The following is a 13,118-nucleotide window of genomic DNA, read 5'->3' on the forward strand; positions in this document are numbered from 1 at the left end:
TCCATGCCCGCGCGGCTCAAGCCGGCAGCGGACGGGTTACCAAAGGGGCGCTTCTGGCCTGCGCACTCGGCAGGCGAGTCAGGCGCAGGGCATTGAGCACCACGGTCAACGAACTGAGGGACATGCCGATCGCCGCCCAGATCGGAGTGATCCAACCGAGGGCGGCAAACGGCAGCATAAGGCCATTGTACAGTCCCGCCCACAGCAGGTTTTCAATGATCACCCGGCGGGTGCGCCGCGCCAGGGTGAAGGCTTGCACCAGGGCATCCAGGCGGTTGGACAGCAGCACCGCATCGGCGCTGGTCTTGGCCAGGTCGGTGGCCGAGCCCATGGCCACGCTGATGTCGGCGGCGGCCAGCACCGGCACATCGTTGACGCCATCGCCGAGCATCAGCACCTTGCGGCCTTCCTTGTGCAGTTGTTGCAGCACGTGGAGCTTGTCGTCTGGGCGCAGGCCGCCGTGGGCTTCATCGATACCCAGTTCAGCGGCGACGCTGGCGACCATCGGCGAACTGTCCCCCGACAGCAGCAGCGTGCGCCAACCACGCGCCTTGCAGGCGGCCAGCAGGGCAGGGGCATCGCTGCGCAGGCGGTCGTCGAGGACGAACCAGGCCAGGGCACCGTCGCCGTCGCCCAGCAGCAGCCATTGGCCGTCATCCTCCGGAGCGGCGGGAATCGGGCAACCACTGAGTGCACAAACAAACCCCGGCTGGCCGATGCGCAACTGGCGTGTGCCGACACGGCCTTCCAGGCCAAGGCCCGGGGAACTGAGCACCTCGTCGGCGGCCAGCGGCGCACGCCCGAAGGCGCGGGCAATCGGGTGTTCGGAGCGGTTTTCCAGGGCGGCGGCGAGGCCCAGGCACTGGTCGCTGTTCAAGGCGGCCAGCGGCCGGATCGCTTTCAACGCCAGGCGGCCTTCGGTGAGGGTGCCGGTCTTGTCGAAGATCACCGTGTCGATCTGGTTCAGGCCTTCGAGCACATGGCCACGGGTCAGCAATAGCCCGAGCTTGTGCAGGGTGCCGGTGGCGGCGGTGAGGGCGGTCGGCGTGGCCAGGGACAACGCGCAGGGGCAGGTGGCCACCAGCATTGCCAGCACGATCCAGAACGCCCGCGATGAATCCAGCTCCCACCACAACAGGCCGATCACCGCCGCGGCAATCAGCGAACACAACAGGAACCACTGCGCGGCGCGGTCGGCGATCTGCGCCAGGCGCGGCTTCTCGGCCTGGGCCCGCTCCAGCAGGCGTACGATGGCGGACAGGCGGGTCTCGTGGCCCAGGGCGCGGACTTCGACGGTCAACGCGCCTTCGACGTTCAGCGTGCCGGCGGTGACGGCATCACCGGTTTGGCGCGGCAGCGGCAGGTACTCACCGGTGAGCAGCGATTCATCGATGCTGGAGCGGCCGTCGAGGATCACCCCATCTGCCGGCAGAACCGCGCCCGGATGCACCAGCACGCGGTCGCCCAGCGCCAGTTCGCTCAAGAGAATGCGTTCGCTCTGGCCGTCACCTTTGAGGCGCAGGCATGAGGCGGGCAGCAGGTTGACCAGCTGCGCGGTGGCGGCGGCCGTGCGCTCCCGGGCACGGCGCTCCAGGTAGCGACCGGCCAGCAGGAACAGCGCAAACATGCCCACCGCATCGAAATACAACTCGCCCACGCCGGTGATTGCGGTCCAGATCCCGGCCAGGTAAGCCCCGCCAATGGCCAGGGACACCGACACGTCCATGGTCAGGTGACGCGTACGCACGTCGCGCATGGCGCCCTTGAAGAACGGCGCACAGCTGTAGAACACGATGGGGGTGGTCAGAAACATTGCCACCCAGCGCAGGATCACATGCAGCTCGGGGCTCAGGTCGATATTGAATTCCGGCCAGGTGGCCATGGTCGCCATCATCGCCTGGAACCACAGCAGTCCGGCGACCCCCAGCTGGCGCAGGGCCAGGCGGTTTTCGCTGGCCAGTTGCTCGGCCGCACGGTCTGCTTGATACGGGTGGGCGGCATAGCCGATATGGCGCAGTTCACTGAGCACCTGGCTCAACGGCAATTGCCCGTCGGCCCAGCGCACCTGCAGGCGATGGTTGGACAGGTTCAGCCGCGCCTCGGCCACGGCGGGCAGGCTGCGCAGGTGTTTTTCGATCAACCAGCCACAGGCGGCGCAACTGATGCCTTCCATCAGCAGGGTGGTTTCGGCGAGGTCGCCTTCGTGGTGCACGAAGGGTTTTTGCACGTCGGCGCGGTCATACAGCGCCAGTTCATCCACCAGTTGCACCGGCAGCGTCTCGGGGTTGGCCGAGGCTTCGCTGCGGTGCTGGTAATAGCTTTCCAGCCCACCGGCCACAATCGCTTCGGCCACGGCCTGGCAGCCGGGGCAGCACAGCTCGCGGCGCTCGCCGAGGATCACGGCGGTGAACCGACTGCCGGACGGGACGGGCAGGGCGCAGTGGTAGCAGGGGGTTGGGCTGGTCATGGGCGCTGCTATTTTTTCAGGTCTTCAGCACCCTGCAACGGTTCATCACCCAGCAGCAAGTCCTTGTCGTGGCTGACTTCTTCTTCCTCGAACAGGCGCCAGGTCCTGTCGCCTTCCACGCCCAGCAATTCCACGAAGCGGCGGCCTTCGACCTTGTCGGTGACCTGACCGATGTAGCGGCCCGGTTCGCTGTCGCTGCGGGTCAGGTTGATCTTGCGATCCTTCTCCGGCTGGGTCGGGGAGATCAGGTTCAGTTCCAGGGTGTTCGGGTTGCTGTAGCCGGTAAGTTGCAGCTCGACTTCGCCGGTCAGCTCATCCAGGTGCAGCTTGGCGCGCAGTTGCAGGGTCTGGGCCAACCGTTCGCGGTCCAGGGAGCGGTTGATGCCTTTGCCGGCCTCGTAGTAGTTGTCGTTGACCAGGTTGTCCGGGTTGTTCACCGCGATGGTCACCATGGACAAGGTCAAGGTCACCGAGCAGGCCAGGATCCCAATGATGATCCAGGGCCAGAGGTGCTTGTACCAGGGGCTTGCGGCAGTGGCTACGGGCATTGTTCAGTTCTCTCGTTATCGAACTTGTGGGCCGATGAATCGGCTCTTGGCTTCAACGTGGACGCTGGCGTCATCGGCATCGGTGAGGATGAATTTCACCTCGTTGGTACTCGACGGCAGTTGCTCCGGTGCACTCGACAGCTCCACCGGCATGCTGACGATATCGCCCGCCGCCACTCTGATTTCACGTCGGCCTTGCAGCTTGAGGTCCGGCAGGCCGGCGGCGTCGAGCACGTAGGTGTGATCGCGCTGGTCCTTGTTCATGATCTTCAGGCTGTAGACGTTTTCGATGCGCCCTTCGGCGTTTTCGCGGTACAGCACGCGGTCCTTGCTCACGTCGAAGCCCACCAGCGAACGCATGAAGAACGCCCCGGCCAATAGGCTGATCATCGCCAGCAACACCAGGGCATAACCGATCAGGCGTGGGCGCAACTTGTGGGTTTTCTGCCCCGACAGGTTGTGCTCGGTGGTGTAGCTGATCAGGCCGCGCGGGTATTCCATCTTGTCCATGATGGTGTCGCAGGCGTCGATACAGGCGGCGCAACCGATGCACTCGATTTGCAGGCCGTCGCGGATGTCGATACCGGTGGGGCATACCTGGACGCACATTGTACAGTCGATGCAGTCACCCAGGCCCTGGGCCTTGTAGTCGGTGCCTTTTTTACGCGGGCCACGCACTTCGCCACGGCGTGGATCGTAGGAAACGATCAGGGTGTCCTTGTCGAACATCACGCTCTGGAAGCGTGCATACGGGCACATGTAGATGCACACCTGCTCGCGCAGCCAGCCGGCGTTGCCATAGGTGGCGAGGGTGAAGAAGCCGACCCAGAAATACGACCAGCCGTCGGCCTGGCCGGTGAAGAAGTCGAACACCAGCTCGCGGATCGGCGAGAAGTAGCCGACAAAGGTCATGCCGGTGACAAAACCGATCAACAGCCACAGCGTGTGCTTGCTGAATTTGCGCAGGAACTTGTTGGCCCCCATGGGCGCCTTGTCCAGCTTGATGCGCTGGTTGCGGTCGCCTTCGGTGACCTTTTCGCACCACATGAAGATCCATGTCCACACGCTTTGCGGGCAGGTATACCCGCACCACACGCGGCCGGCGTACACCGTGATGAAGAACAGGCCAAACGCCGCGACGATCAGGATGCCCGACAGCAGGATGAAGTCCTGGGGCCAGAAGGTCGCGCCGAAAATAAAGAACTTACGTTCCGGCAGGTTCCACCACACCGCCTGGTGGCCGCCCCAGTTCAGCCACACCGTGCCGAAGTAGAGCAGGAACAGGCCGGCGCCGCCGAGCATGCGCAGGTTGCGGAACAGGCCAGTGAAGGCGCGGGTGTAGATTTTTTCGCGCGAGGCGTACAGGTCGACAGTCTTGGTGTCAGCACTGCTGGCGTTTTTGGCAGGCGGGGTAACGTCATGTACCGGTATCTGGTTGCTCATCATTGCATCCCACGGCGGTGGAGATTTGCCTCGGCCAGTACGTGCCAACCGGGGTCAAATTAAGGGTCTTGCAGTGGCGTAATGATACGCCCCCGATGGTGCTCAAAGGGTGCGACCTTTGGTCGCGTTGGGGGAAATCAATTGATGGTGTACGTGACCTGGATCAATTGACTTGGGAAGTATGGACGGTTTTCGTGGGGGAGGCGGTCATTCGTCCCAAGGATTGATCAGTGGAACGCCACTGGATTTGAAGTCGCTGACGTTGCGCGTGACAACCGTGAGCCCATGCACCAGCGCGGTCGCGGCAATCAATGCGTCACTTTCATTGGCGCGGTCCGGCACATGCAAGTGTGCGCAACGCAACGCGACTGCCGCATCGACGGGCAGGATTCTGGCATCAAAGGCCGGCATCACATGACGCTTGAGCCAGGTTCGCAACACTTTCCCCTGAGCCGGGTCGCGCCGCTCAATGCGCAAGACCCCGGTTTCCAATTCTTTCAGGGTGATTGCCGAAATAAACATACGCGGTGCGCTGACACTTTTGGCCCAGGCGACCACGTTTGCATCAGCCTGAGGTTTACGCAGTTCAGAGATTACGTTGGTGTCGAGTAGATACATCAAGAGAGGTCCACGGGTCGATGAGTGACCACGGCACGTTCGGTTTCAAAGTCGATATCGGCCGCTTCCGGCATCACCAGCAGGTCAACGATGTTGGCATTGAGACCTGTCAGCTTCTGGTAGTCCTCAATGCTTAGCAGTACATGGGCAGGCTTGCCGCGATCGGTGATAAAAACCGGGCCTTGGCGAGCGGCTTTTTTGGCACCGCTTGTGTCTTGATTGAATTCGCGACTGGAAATGGTGGTGAAAGTCATGGTGCGCCTCCCCTGGAGCGGGTTGAATGTAGTTACGTTACTACTTGGCCTTGGCGAGCCACAAGCTTAAAGCTACAAGCGGTCAACGTGCTTTTCCCATGGGGGTGTCGATGCGATCTATAAAAAAGCCCCGCCTGATCACTCAGGCGGGGCTTTTGTGTGTCGGTGAGCTTTACTGCTCGTCAGCCTTCTTATCCCCATGGGACAAGCTGTAGACATACGCCGCGAGCAAGTGCACCTTGTCGTTGCCTTGCAGTTGCTCCTGCGCAGGCATCTGGCCCTGGCGGCCCCAACGGATGGTCTGCTGCAGTTGGGCGAAGCTCGAACCGTAGATGAATGCACCCGGGTGGGTCAGGTCCGGCGCGCCCATGGCGGGGGTGCCCTTGCCGGCCGGGCCGTGGCAGGCCACACAGTTGGCGGCGAAGAGTTTCTCGCCGTTGGCCACATCGGCTTTCACGCCTTCCGGCAGCTTGCGGCCGTCGAGGTTGGTGACGACGAACGCGGCAACGTCGCTGACGCCTTGCTCCTTGAGGATGTCCAGCCAGGCCGGCATGACGGCATGACGGCCCTTCATGATGGTTTCCTTGATGGTGGCCGGTTCGCCACCCCAGCGCCAATCGGCGTCGGTCAGGTTGGGGAAGCCATAGGCGCCCTTGGCGTCGGAGCCGTGGCATACCGAGCAGTTGGAGGCGAACAGGCGACCGCCCATCTTCAAGGCTTGCGGGTCCTTGGCGACATCTTCAATCGGCATCGACGCGAATTTGGCGAAGATCGGCCCGAACTTGGCATCCGACCTGGCCATTTCCTTTTCCCATTCGTGCACGCCGGTCCAGCCGGTCTGGCCGTTGGCGAACGGGGTTTGCTTGTCGTTGTCGAGGTAGTTGTAGCCCGGCAGCAGGCCTTTCCAATTGCCCAGGCCGGGGTAGAGCACCAGGTAGCCAAGGGCGAAGATGATGGTGCCGACGAACAGCATGAACCACCACTTGGGCAGCGGGTTGTCATACTCCTCGATGCCGTCGAACGAGTGGCCGACGGTCTCGTCGGTCTGCTCGGCGCGCTGGCCCTTGCGGGTCGACAGCAACAGCCAGGTCAAGGCGAAGATGGTACCCAGGCTGAGGACTGTGACGTACAGACTCCAGAACGTAGTCATTCTTTGTTACTCCTAGAAGCTTGCTCGACGTGCTTGATGGCTTCGGGATCATCCGCAAAGGGCAACATGGTCGCGTCGTCAAACTCCGACTTGCGCCGGGGACTGAACACCCACAGCGCCAGGCCGATAAAGGCCACCATCACCACAACGGTGCCCAGGCCTCGAATCATCCCGATATCCATGAAGAATCACCGTTTGCTTTTGATGATGGTGCCCAGGCCTTGCAGGTAGGCCACCAATGCGTCCATTTCGGTCTTGCCCTTCACGGCTGCGGCTGCACCGGCGATGTCTTCGTCGGTGTAGGGCACGCCCAGGGTGCGCAGGACTTCCATCTTCTTCGCGGTGTCCTTGCCGTCGAGCTTGTTTTCCACGAGGAACGGATACGCCGGCATTTTCGACTCAGGCACCACGTTGCGCGGGTTGTACAAGTGCGCACGTTGCCAGTCATCGGAGTAACGCCCGCCGACACGGGCCAGGTCCGGGCCGGTGCGCTTGGAACCCCACAGGAACGGGTGGTCCCACACGCTTTCACCGGCCACCGAGTAGTGGCCGTAGCGTTCGGTTTCGGCGCGGAACGGGCGAATCATCTGCGAGTGACAGCCGACACAGCCGTTGGCGATGTAGACGTCGCGGCCTTCCAGTTCAAGGGCGGTGCGCGGCTTCATGCCTTCGACCGGCTTGTTGGTCACGTCCTGGAAAAACAGCGGAACGATCTGGGTCAGGCCACCGATGCTCACGGCGATGACCATGAAGAAGGCCAGCAGGCCGATATTCTTCTCGACGACTTCATGCTTCATCAGTGGGCTCCCACAACGGCGATCTTGGCGGCGGCTTCGGCTTCTGCCGGGTCCGAGGCACGCACGGTGCGCCAGACGTTGTAGGCCATTAACAGCATGCCGCTGGCAAAGAACGCACCCCCGAGGGCGCGGACGATGAAACCAGGGTGGCTGGCTTGCAGCGCTTCGACGAAGGAGTAGGTGAGGGTGCCGTCATCGTTGATCGCACGCCACATCAGGCCCTGGGTGATGCCGTTGACCCACATCGAGGCGATGTAGAGCACGGTGCCGATGGTGGCCAGCCAGAAGTGCGCATTGATCAGCCCGACACTGTGCATCTGCACACGGCCGAACAGCTTGGGGATCATGTGGTACAGGGCGCCGATGGAGATCATCGCTACCCAGCCGAGGGCACCGGCGTGTACGTGGCCGATGGTCCAGTCGGTGTAGTGGGAGAGCGAGTTGACGGTCTTGATCGCCATCATCGGCCCTTCGAAAGTCGACATGCCGTAGAACGCCAGGGACACCACCAAAAAGCGCAGGATCGGGTCGGTGCGCAGCTTATGCCAGGCGCCCGACAGGGTCATCATGCCGTTGATCATGCCGCCCCAGCTCGGGGCCAGCAGGATGATCGACATCGCCATGCCCAGGGACTGGGCCCAGTCCGGCAATGCGGTGTAGTGCAGGTGGTGCGGGCCGGCCCAGATGTACAGGGTGATCAGCGCCCAGAAGTGCACGATGGACAGGCGATACGAGTAAATAGGCCGTTCGGCCTGTTTGGGCACGAAGTAGTACATCATCCCCAGGAAACCGGTGGTGAGGAAGAAACCCACGGCGTTGTGGCCGTACCACCACTGGATCATCGCATCCGTCGCCCCGGCGTAGGCCGAGTAGGACTTGAACAGGCTGACCGGCAACGAGGCGTGGTTGACGATATGCAGCATCGCCGTCACCAGGATGAAGGCCCCGTAGAACCAGTTGCCCACATAGATGTGCTTGGTCTTGCGCTTGACGATGGTGCCGAAGAACACCACTGCGTAGGTCACCCAGACGATGGCCAGCAGAATCGCGATCGGCCATTCCAGCTCGGCGTATTCCTTGGTGGTGGTGTAGCCCAGCGGCAGGGTGACGATGGCGCCGACGATCACCGCTTGCCAACCCCAGAAAGTGAAGGCCGCGAGGCTGTCGGAGATGAGTCGCGTCTGGCAGGTTCGCTGCACGACATAGTAGGAGGTGGCAAACAATGCACATCCGCCGAAGGCGAAAATCACCAGGTTGGTGTGCAGCGGGCGCAGGCGGCCGAAGGTTGTCCATGGCAGACCGAAATTCAATTCCGGCCACACCAGTTGCGAGGCGATGAACACCCCGAGCCCCATGCCAAGGATCCCCCAGACCACCGTCATGATGGCGAACTGGCGGACTACCTTATAGTTATAAGCAGTCGGACTGATTGCTGTGCTCATTCTAAGGTTCCACGGTTTAGGTTTTTTTATAGGTAAAATTCGGCCGCAAGTATGTAGAAAGCAAGGGGCCATTGCAACGCAAGGCTGACCTGTGTCAATGCGTTCCACGCCAGATTCTGCGCCCTTTCCATGTTTGGCGTAAGGATAAAATCCGAAATCGAAAGCTGATCGAGTGGACAGGAAATTTCGGGGGTCGCAACGACTGTCGTCGCGTACGCCAGGATCGGTCCGCTGTGCAAGCAAGCGTAGACCCGAATGGCAGGAGGGGAAAGGTGTGCTTTGGAAGGGTGCGACACTTGGTCGCGTAGCGCGGTAGAGCTGCCGCCCCAGATTGGGGCGGCAGTCAGATGTTACTGGGCTTGGCTTTCTGGCGTTGCGCCATCAGCGTTATGGGACAGGCTGTAAACGTAGGCGGCGAGCAGGTGCACTTTGTCATTGCCCTGCAGCACTTCCTGCGCTGGCATCTGGCCTTGGCGGCCGTGGCGAATCGTCTGCTGCAACTGCGCAAGGCTGGTGCCGTAGATGTAACCGGCGGGCAGGGTCAGGTTCGGCGCGCCCATGGCTTCCATGCCGTGGCCTTGCGGACCGTGGCAGGCCACGCAGGTGGTGTTGAACGCGGCCTGGCCAGCGGCCAGGTCGGCGGTGCTGTCCGCCGGCAATGGCAGCTTGGCCAGGTCGTGGCGCACATAGGCGGCGACGTTTTTTACGCCGTCGTCGCCGAGCATGTCACCCCAGGCCGGCATCGCCGCGTGCCGACCGTTCATGATGGTGGTCTTGATCGCTTCGGCCGAACCGCCCCAACGCCAGATGTTGTCAGCCAGGTTGGGAAAGCCGAATGCGCCCTTGGCATCCGAGCCGTGGCACACCGCGCAGTTGGAGGCGAACAGGCGACCGCCCATTTTCAGCGCTTGCGGGTCTTTGGCGACTTGTTCCACGGGCATGGCCGAGAATTTGGCGAAGATCGGTCCGAACTTGGTGTCGGCCTTGGCCATCTCCTTGTCCCACTCCTTGGCCGAGGTCCAACCGTCTTCATAGCCCGGCAACACGCCTTTCCAGTTGCCCAGGCCCGGGTAGAGAATCAGGTAGCCGACCGCAAACACCAGGGTGCCGGCGAACAGCATGAACCACCACTGGGGCAGGGGGTTGTCGTATTCCTCGATGCCGTCGAAGGCATGGCCCATGGTCTGGTCGACGCTGCCCTTGGTCTCGCCCTTGCGGGTGGCGAACAACAGCCAGGTCAGGCCGATCAGGCTGCCAATGGTCAGTACGCAGATCCATGTACTCCAGAAGGTAGTCATGGCCGGTTGCTCCTTGTTGCAGGCTCTTGGTGAGCGTCGGATGGCGAAGGTTCATCGGCGAAGGGCAGCAGGCGCGCTTCCTCGAATTCCGAATTGCGCCGGTTGTTGAATACCCACAGCGACAGGCCGATAAAGGCGATGGCGACCACCAGCGTGCCGAGGCCGCGGATGGTGCCCGCATCGAATTCAAATCCCATGGCTCACCTCTTGCTCTTGATGGCAGTGCCGAGTACTTGCAGGTACGAAACCAGCGCGTCCATTTCGGTCTTGCCCTTGAGGCTGGCCACGGCGCCACTGATGTCGTCGTCGGTGTACGGCACGCCGAGGGTGCGCATTACTTTCAACTTGGTCTCGGTGTGGCTGCTGTCGACCGCAGCCGTGACCAACCACGGGTAGGCCGGCATCTTCGACTCAGGCACGACGTTGCGAGGGTTGTACAAGTGCGCGCGGTGCCAGTCGTCCGAGTAGCGTGCGCCGACGCGGGCCAGGTCTGGCCCGGTACGCTTGGAGCCCCACAGGAACGGGTGGTCCCACACGCTTTCACCGGCCACCGAGTAGTGGCCGTAGCGCTCGGTCTCGGCGCGGAACGGGCGGATCATCTGCGAGTGGCACTGTACGCAGCCTTCGCGGATGTAGATGTCGCGGCCTTCCAGTTGCAGCGCGGTGTAGGGCTTCATGCCTTCCACCGGCTTGTTGGTCACGTCCTGGAAGAACAGCGGGACGATCTGGGTCAGGCCGCCGATGCTCACGGCGAGCACCATGAGCAGCATCAGCAGGCCGACGTTCTTTTCAATCGTTTCGTGTTTCATCACTGACTCCTCAGGCCATCTGCGCGGCAGGGGCGGCTTCGACAGGTTGTGCCGAGCGCACGGTGCGCCATGTGTTGTAAGCCATCAGGAACATGCCGCTGAGGAATACCGCACCGCCCACCAGCCGCACGATGAAGCCTGGGTGGCTGGCCACCAGGGTTTCGACGAAGGAGTAGGTCAAGGTGCCGTCTTCGTTGATCGCACGCCACATCAGGCCCTGGGCGATGCCGTTGACCCACATCGAGGCGATGTAGAGCACGGTGCCGATGGTGGCCAGCCAGAAGTGCGCGTTGATCAGGCCGAGGCTGTACATCTGCTCGCGACCGAAGACTTTCGGGATCATGTGGTACAGGGCGCCGATGGAGATCATCGCTACCCAGCCGAGGGCGCCGGCGTGTACGTGGCCGATGGTCCAGTCGGTGTAGTGGGACAGCGAGTTGACGGTCTTGATCGCCATCATCGGCCCTTCGAAGGTCGACATGCCGTAGAACGCCAGGGACACCACCAAAAAGCGCAGGATCGGGTCGCTGCGCAACTTATGCCAGGCGCCTGACAGGGTCATCATACCGTTGATCATGCCGCCCCAGCTCGGCGCCAGCAGTACCAGCGACATCACCATGCCCAGGGACTGTGCCCAGTCCGGCAGCGCGGTGTAGTGCAGGTGGTGAGGACCGGCCCAGATGTACAGGGTGATCAGCGCCCAGAAGTGCACGATGGACAGGCGATAGGAATACACCGGGCGCTCGGCCTGTTTCGGCACGAAGTAGTACATCATCCCGAGGAAACCGGCGGTGAGGAAAAAGCCTACCGCGTTATGCCCGTACCACCACTGCACCATGGCATCCGTCGCACCGCCATACAGCGAGTAGGACTTGGTCAGGCTGACCGGGATTTCCAGGTTGTTGACGATATGCAGGATCGCCACGGTGATGATGAACGCGCCGAAGAACCAGTTACCGACGTAGATATGCTTGGTGTTGCGCTTCATCACCGTGCCGAAGAACACGATGGCGTAGGCCACCCAGACAATGGTGATCAGGATGTCGATCGGCCATTCCAGTTCGGCGTATTCCTTGGAGCTGGTGTAGCCCAGCGGCAAGCTGATCGCGGCCAGGAGGATGACAAGTTGCCAGCCCCAGAAGCAGAACGCGGCGATTTTCGGCGCGAACAGCTGGGTTTGGCAGGTACGCTGCACCGAGTAGAAGGAGCTGGCGAACAGCGCACAGCCACCGAACGCGAAGATCACCGCATTGGTATGCAGTGGGCGCAGGCGGCCGAAGCTGGTCCAGGGCAAGTCGAAGTTGAGCGCGGGCCAAACCAATTGGGCGGCGAGAAAAACCCCGAGCCCCATGCCGACGATGCCCCACACCACCGTCATAATGGCGAATTGGCGGACCACCTTGTAGTTATAGGCGGTACTTAAAGTAGTGTTCATGGTTCCCCATCCACGGTTCAACCCAAGCAGATGCGGCACTTGGGCTGGAGTTATAGGCAGACTGAATAGCGAGGCAAGCATGGGCAAAGAGCACAAGGCCAGTATTGACGGGGATCAATGGGCGCAGTGTGTGCGGGAACACGGTTGGCTTTGGGATGTCGCGTCGGGCGTAGCTTCCGGTGATTGCGTGACGTTGATCCTGGCCCATGGCGCCGGCGCACCGATGGACTCATCCTTCATGAACGACATGGCTGCACGCCTTGCCGGACATGGCGTCAACGTGTTGCGCTTCGAGTTTCCCTACATGGCCCAGCGCCGACTGGACGGCGGCAAACGCCCGCCCAACCCGGCGCCAAGACTGCTGGAAGCCTGGCGCGGGGTGTATGCCGAGGTGCGACGTCATGTCGCTGGGAAACTGGTCATTGGCGGCAAGTCGATGGGCGGGCGGATGGCCAGTCTTTTGGCCGATGAATTGGGCGTCGATGGGCTGGTGTGCCTGGGTTATCCGTTTTATGCGGTGGGCAAGCCGGAGAAACCACGTGTAGCGCATTTGGCCGGATTGAAGACGCCGACGTTGATTGTGCAGGGCGAGCGCGATGCACTGGGCAATCGGGCGGCGGTGGAAGGGTATGACTTGTCGCCGAGCATCGAAGTGATGTGGCTGGTGGCGGGGGATCATGATTTGAAGCCGTTGAAGGCTTCGGGGTTTGCGCATGAGCAGCATTTGGAGGCTGCGGCCGTGCAGGTGGCTGAGTTTCTCAGCGCCTGTTAGGGCCAATCGGGAGCAAGCCCCCTCCCACATTCGACCGCATTCCAAGGGATGTACGCGGTTAACTGTGGGAGGGGGCTTGCTCCCG

14 protein-coding genes are annotated in these 13,118 nt (G+C 62.0%); 1 reads left to right on the plus strand and 13 read right to left on the minus strand.

The window, feature by feature from the left end; translation table 11 throughout:
* Positions 1–16: 16 nt before the first annotated feature.
* The 13 genes from Q8X51_RS00560 to ccoN (Q8X51_RS00620) all read right to left on the minus strand — a co-directional run bounded on the left by Q8X51_RS00560 (position 17) and on the right by ccoN (Q8X51_RS00620) (position 12,261).
* The gene (locus Q8X51_RS00560) at positions 17–2,467 is read right to left on the minus strand and encodes a heavy metal translocating P-type ATPase (protein ID WP_074847449.1); all 2,451 of its coding nucleotides are present in this window, start codon (positions 2,465–2,467) and stop codon (positions 17–19) included.
* Positions 2,468–2,475: 8 nt separating this feature from the next.
* Positions 2,476–3,015, minus strand: a complete 540-nt coding sequence (locus tag Q8X51_RS00565) for a FixH family protein (RefSeq protein ID WP_065924741.1) — start codon at positions 3,013–3,015, stop codon at positions 2,476–2,478.
* A 15-nt stretch (positions 3,016–3,030) separates the two neighbouring features.
* Positions 3,031–4,458 (minus strand): cytochrome c oxidase accessory protein CcoG, encoded by a 1,428-nt coding sequence (gene ccoG / locus Q8X51_RS00570; protein WP_027603729.1) that lies wholly within the window; start codon positions 4,456–4,458, stop codon positions 3,031–3,033.
* A gap of 207 nt (positions 4,459–4,665) precedes the next feature.
* Entirely contained in the window at positions 4,666–5,076 is a 411-nt protein-coding gene (locus Q8X51_RS00575; protein WP_065924739.1) for a type II toxin-antitoxin system VapC family toxin, read from the minus strand.
* Positions 5,076–5,330 carry a type II toxin-antitoxin system Phd/YefM family antitoxin gene (locus Q8X51_RS00580; protein WP_065924738.1) on the minus strand — a complete coding sequence of 85 codons (255 nt, stop codon included), beginning with the start codon at positions 5,328–5,330 and terminating at the stop codon, positions 5,076–5,078. Before Q8X51_RS00580 ends, Q8X51_RS00575 begins: the two co-directional genes overlap by 1 nt.
* Positions 5,331–5,502: 172 nt before the next feature.
* Complete coding sequence (gene ccoP / locus Q8X51_RS00585) at positions 5,503–6,480, minus strand: cytochrome-c oxidase, cbb3-type subunit III (RefSeq protein ID WP_065946875.1); 978 nt, start codon at positions 6,478–6,480, stop codon at positions 5,503–5,505.
* Positions 6,477–6,662 (minus strand): CcoQ/FixQ family Cbb3-type cytochrome c oxidase assembly chaperone, encoded by a 186-nt coding sequence (locus Q8X51_RS00590; protein WP_003193169.1) that lies wholly within the window; start codon positions 6,660–6,662, stop codon positions 6,477–6,479. Before Q8X51_RS00590 ends, ccoP (Q8X51_RS00585) begins: the two co-directional genes overlap by 4 nt.
* 6 nt (positions 6,663–6,668) lie before the next feature.
* Positions 6,669–7,277, minus strand: coding sequence for a cytochrome-c oxidase, cbb3-type subunit II (gene ccoO, locus Q8X51_RS00595; protein WP_003193167.1), 609 nt, complete (start codon positions 7,275–7,277; stop codon positions 6,669–6,671).
* Positions 7,277–8,719 carry a cytochrome-c oxidase, cbb3-type subunit I gene (gene ccoN, locus Q8X51_RS00600; protein WP_027603733.1) on the minus strand — a complete coding sequence of 481 codons (1,443 nt, stop codon included), beginning with the start codon at positions 8,717–8,719 and terminating at the stop codon, positions 7,277–7,279. Before ccoN (Q8X51_RS00600) ends, ccoO (Q8X51_RS00595) begins: the two co-directional genes overlap by 1 nt.
* Positions 8,720–9,069: 350 nt before the next feature.
* Complete coding sequence (gene ccoP, locus Q8X51_RS00605) at positions 9,070–10,017, minus strand: cytochrome-c oxidase, cbb3-type subunit III (protein ID WP_065924736.1); 948 nt, start codon at positions 10,015–10,017, stop codon at positions 9,070–9,072.
* Positions 10,014–10,214, minus strand: a complete 201-nt coding sequence (locus Q8X51_RS00610) for a cbb3-type cytochrome oxidase subunit 3 (protein ID WP_065924735.1) — start codon at positions 10,212–10,214, stop codon at positions 10,014–10,016. Before Q8X51_RS00610 ends, ccoP (Q8X51_RS00605) begins: the two co-directional genes overlap by 4 nt.
* A gap of 3 nt (positions 10,215–10,217) precedes the next feature.
* Positions 10,218–10,826 (minus strand): cytochrome-c oxidase, cbb3-type subunit II, encoded by a 609-nt coding sequence (gene ccoO, locus Q8X51_RS00615; RefSeq protein WP_017735321.1) that lies wholly within the window; start codon positions 10,824–10,826, stop codon positions 10,218–10,220.
* 10 nt (positions 10,827–10,836) lie between these two features.
* Positions 10,837–12,261 carry a cytochrome-c oxidase, cbb3-type subunit I gene (ccoN, locus tag Q8X51_RS00620; RefSeq protein ID WP_065924734.1) on the minus strand — a complete coding sequence of 475 codons (1,425 nt, stop codon included), beginning with the start codon at positions 12,259–12,261 and terminating at the stop codon, positions 10,837–10,839.
* 79 nt (positions 12,262–12,340) lie between these two features.
* On the opposite strand from ccoN (Q8X51_RS00620), the gene Q8X51_RS00625 reads away from it, so the two are divergent.
* Positions 12,341–13,033: an alpha/beta family hydrolase gene (locus tag Q8X51_RS00625; protein ID WP_074847447.1), complete on the plus strand. Its 693-nt coding sequence runs from the start codon at positions 12,341–12,343 to the stop codon at positions 13,031–13,033.
* The last annotated feature ends 85 nt before the right edge of the window (positions 13,034–13,118 follow it).

Source organism: Pseudomonas sp. Yb2C2 (assembly GCF_052112325.1).
GTDB lineage: Bacteria > Pseudomonadota > Gammaproteobacteria > Pseudomonadales > Pseudomonadaceae > Aquipseudomonas > Aquipseudomonas marginalis.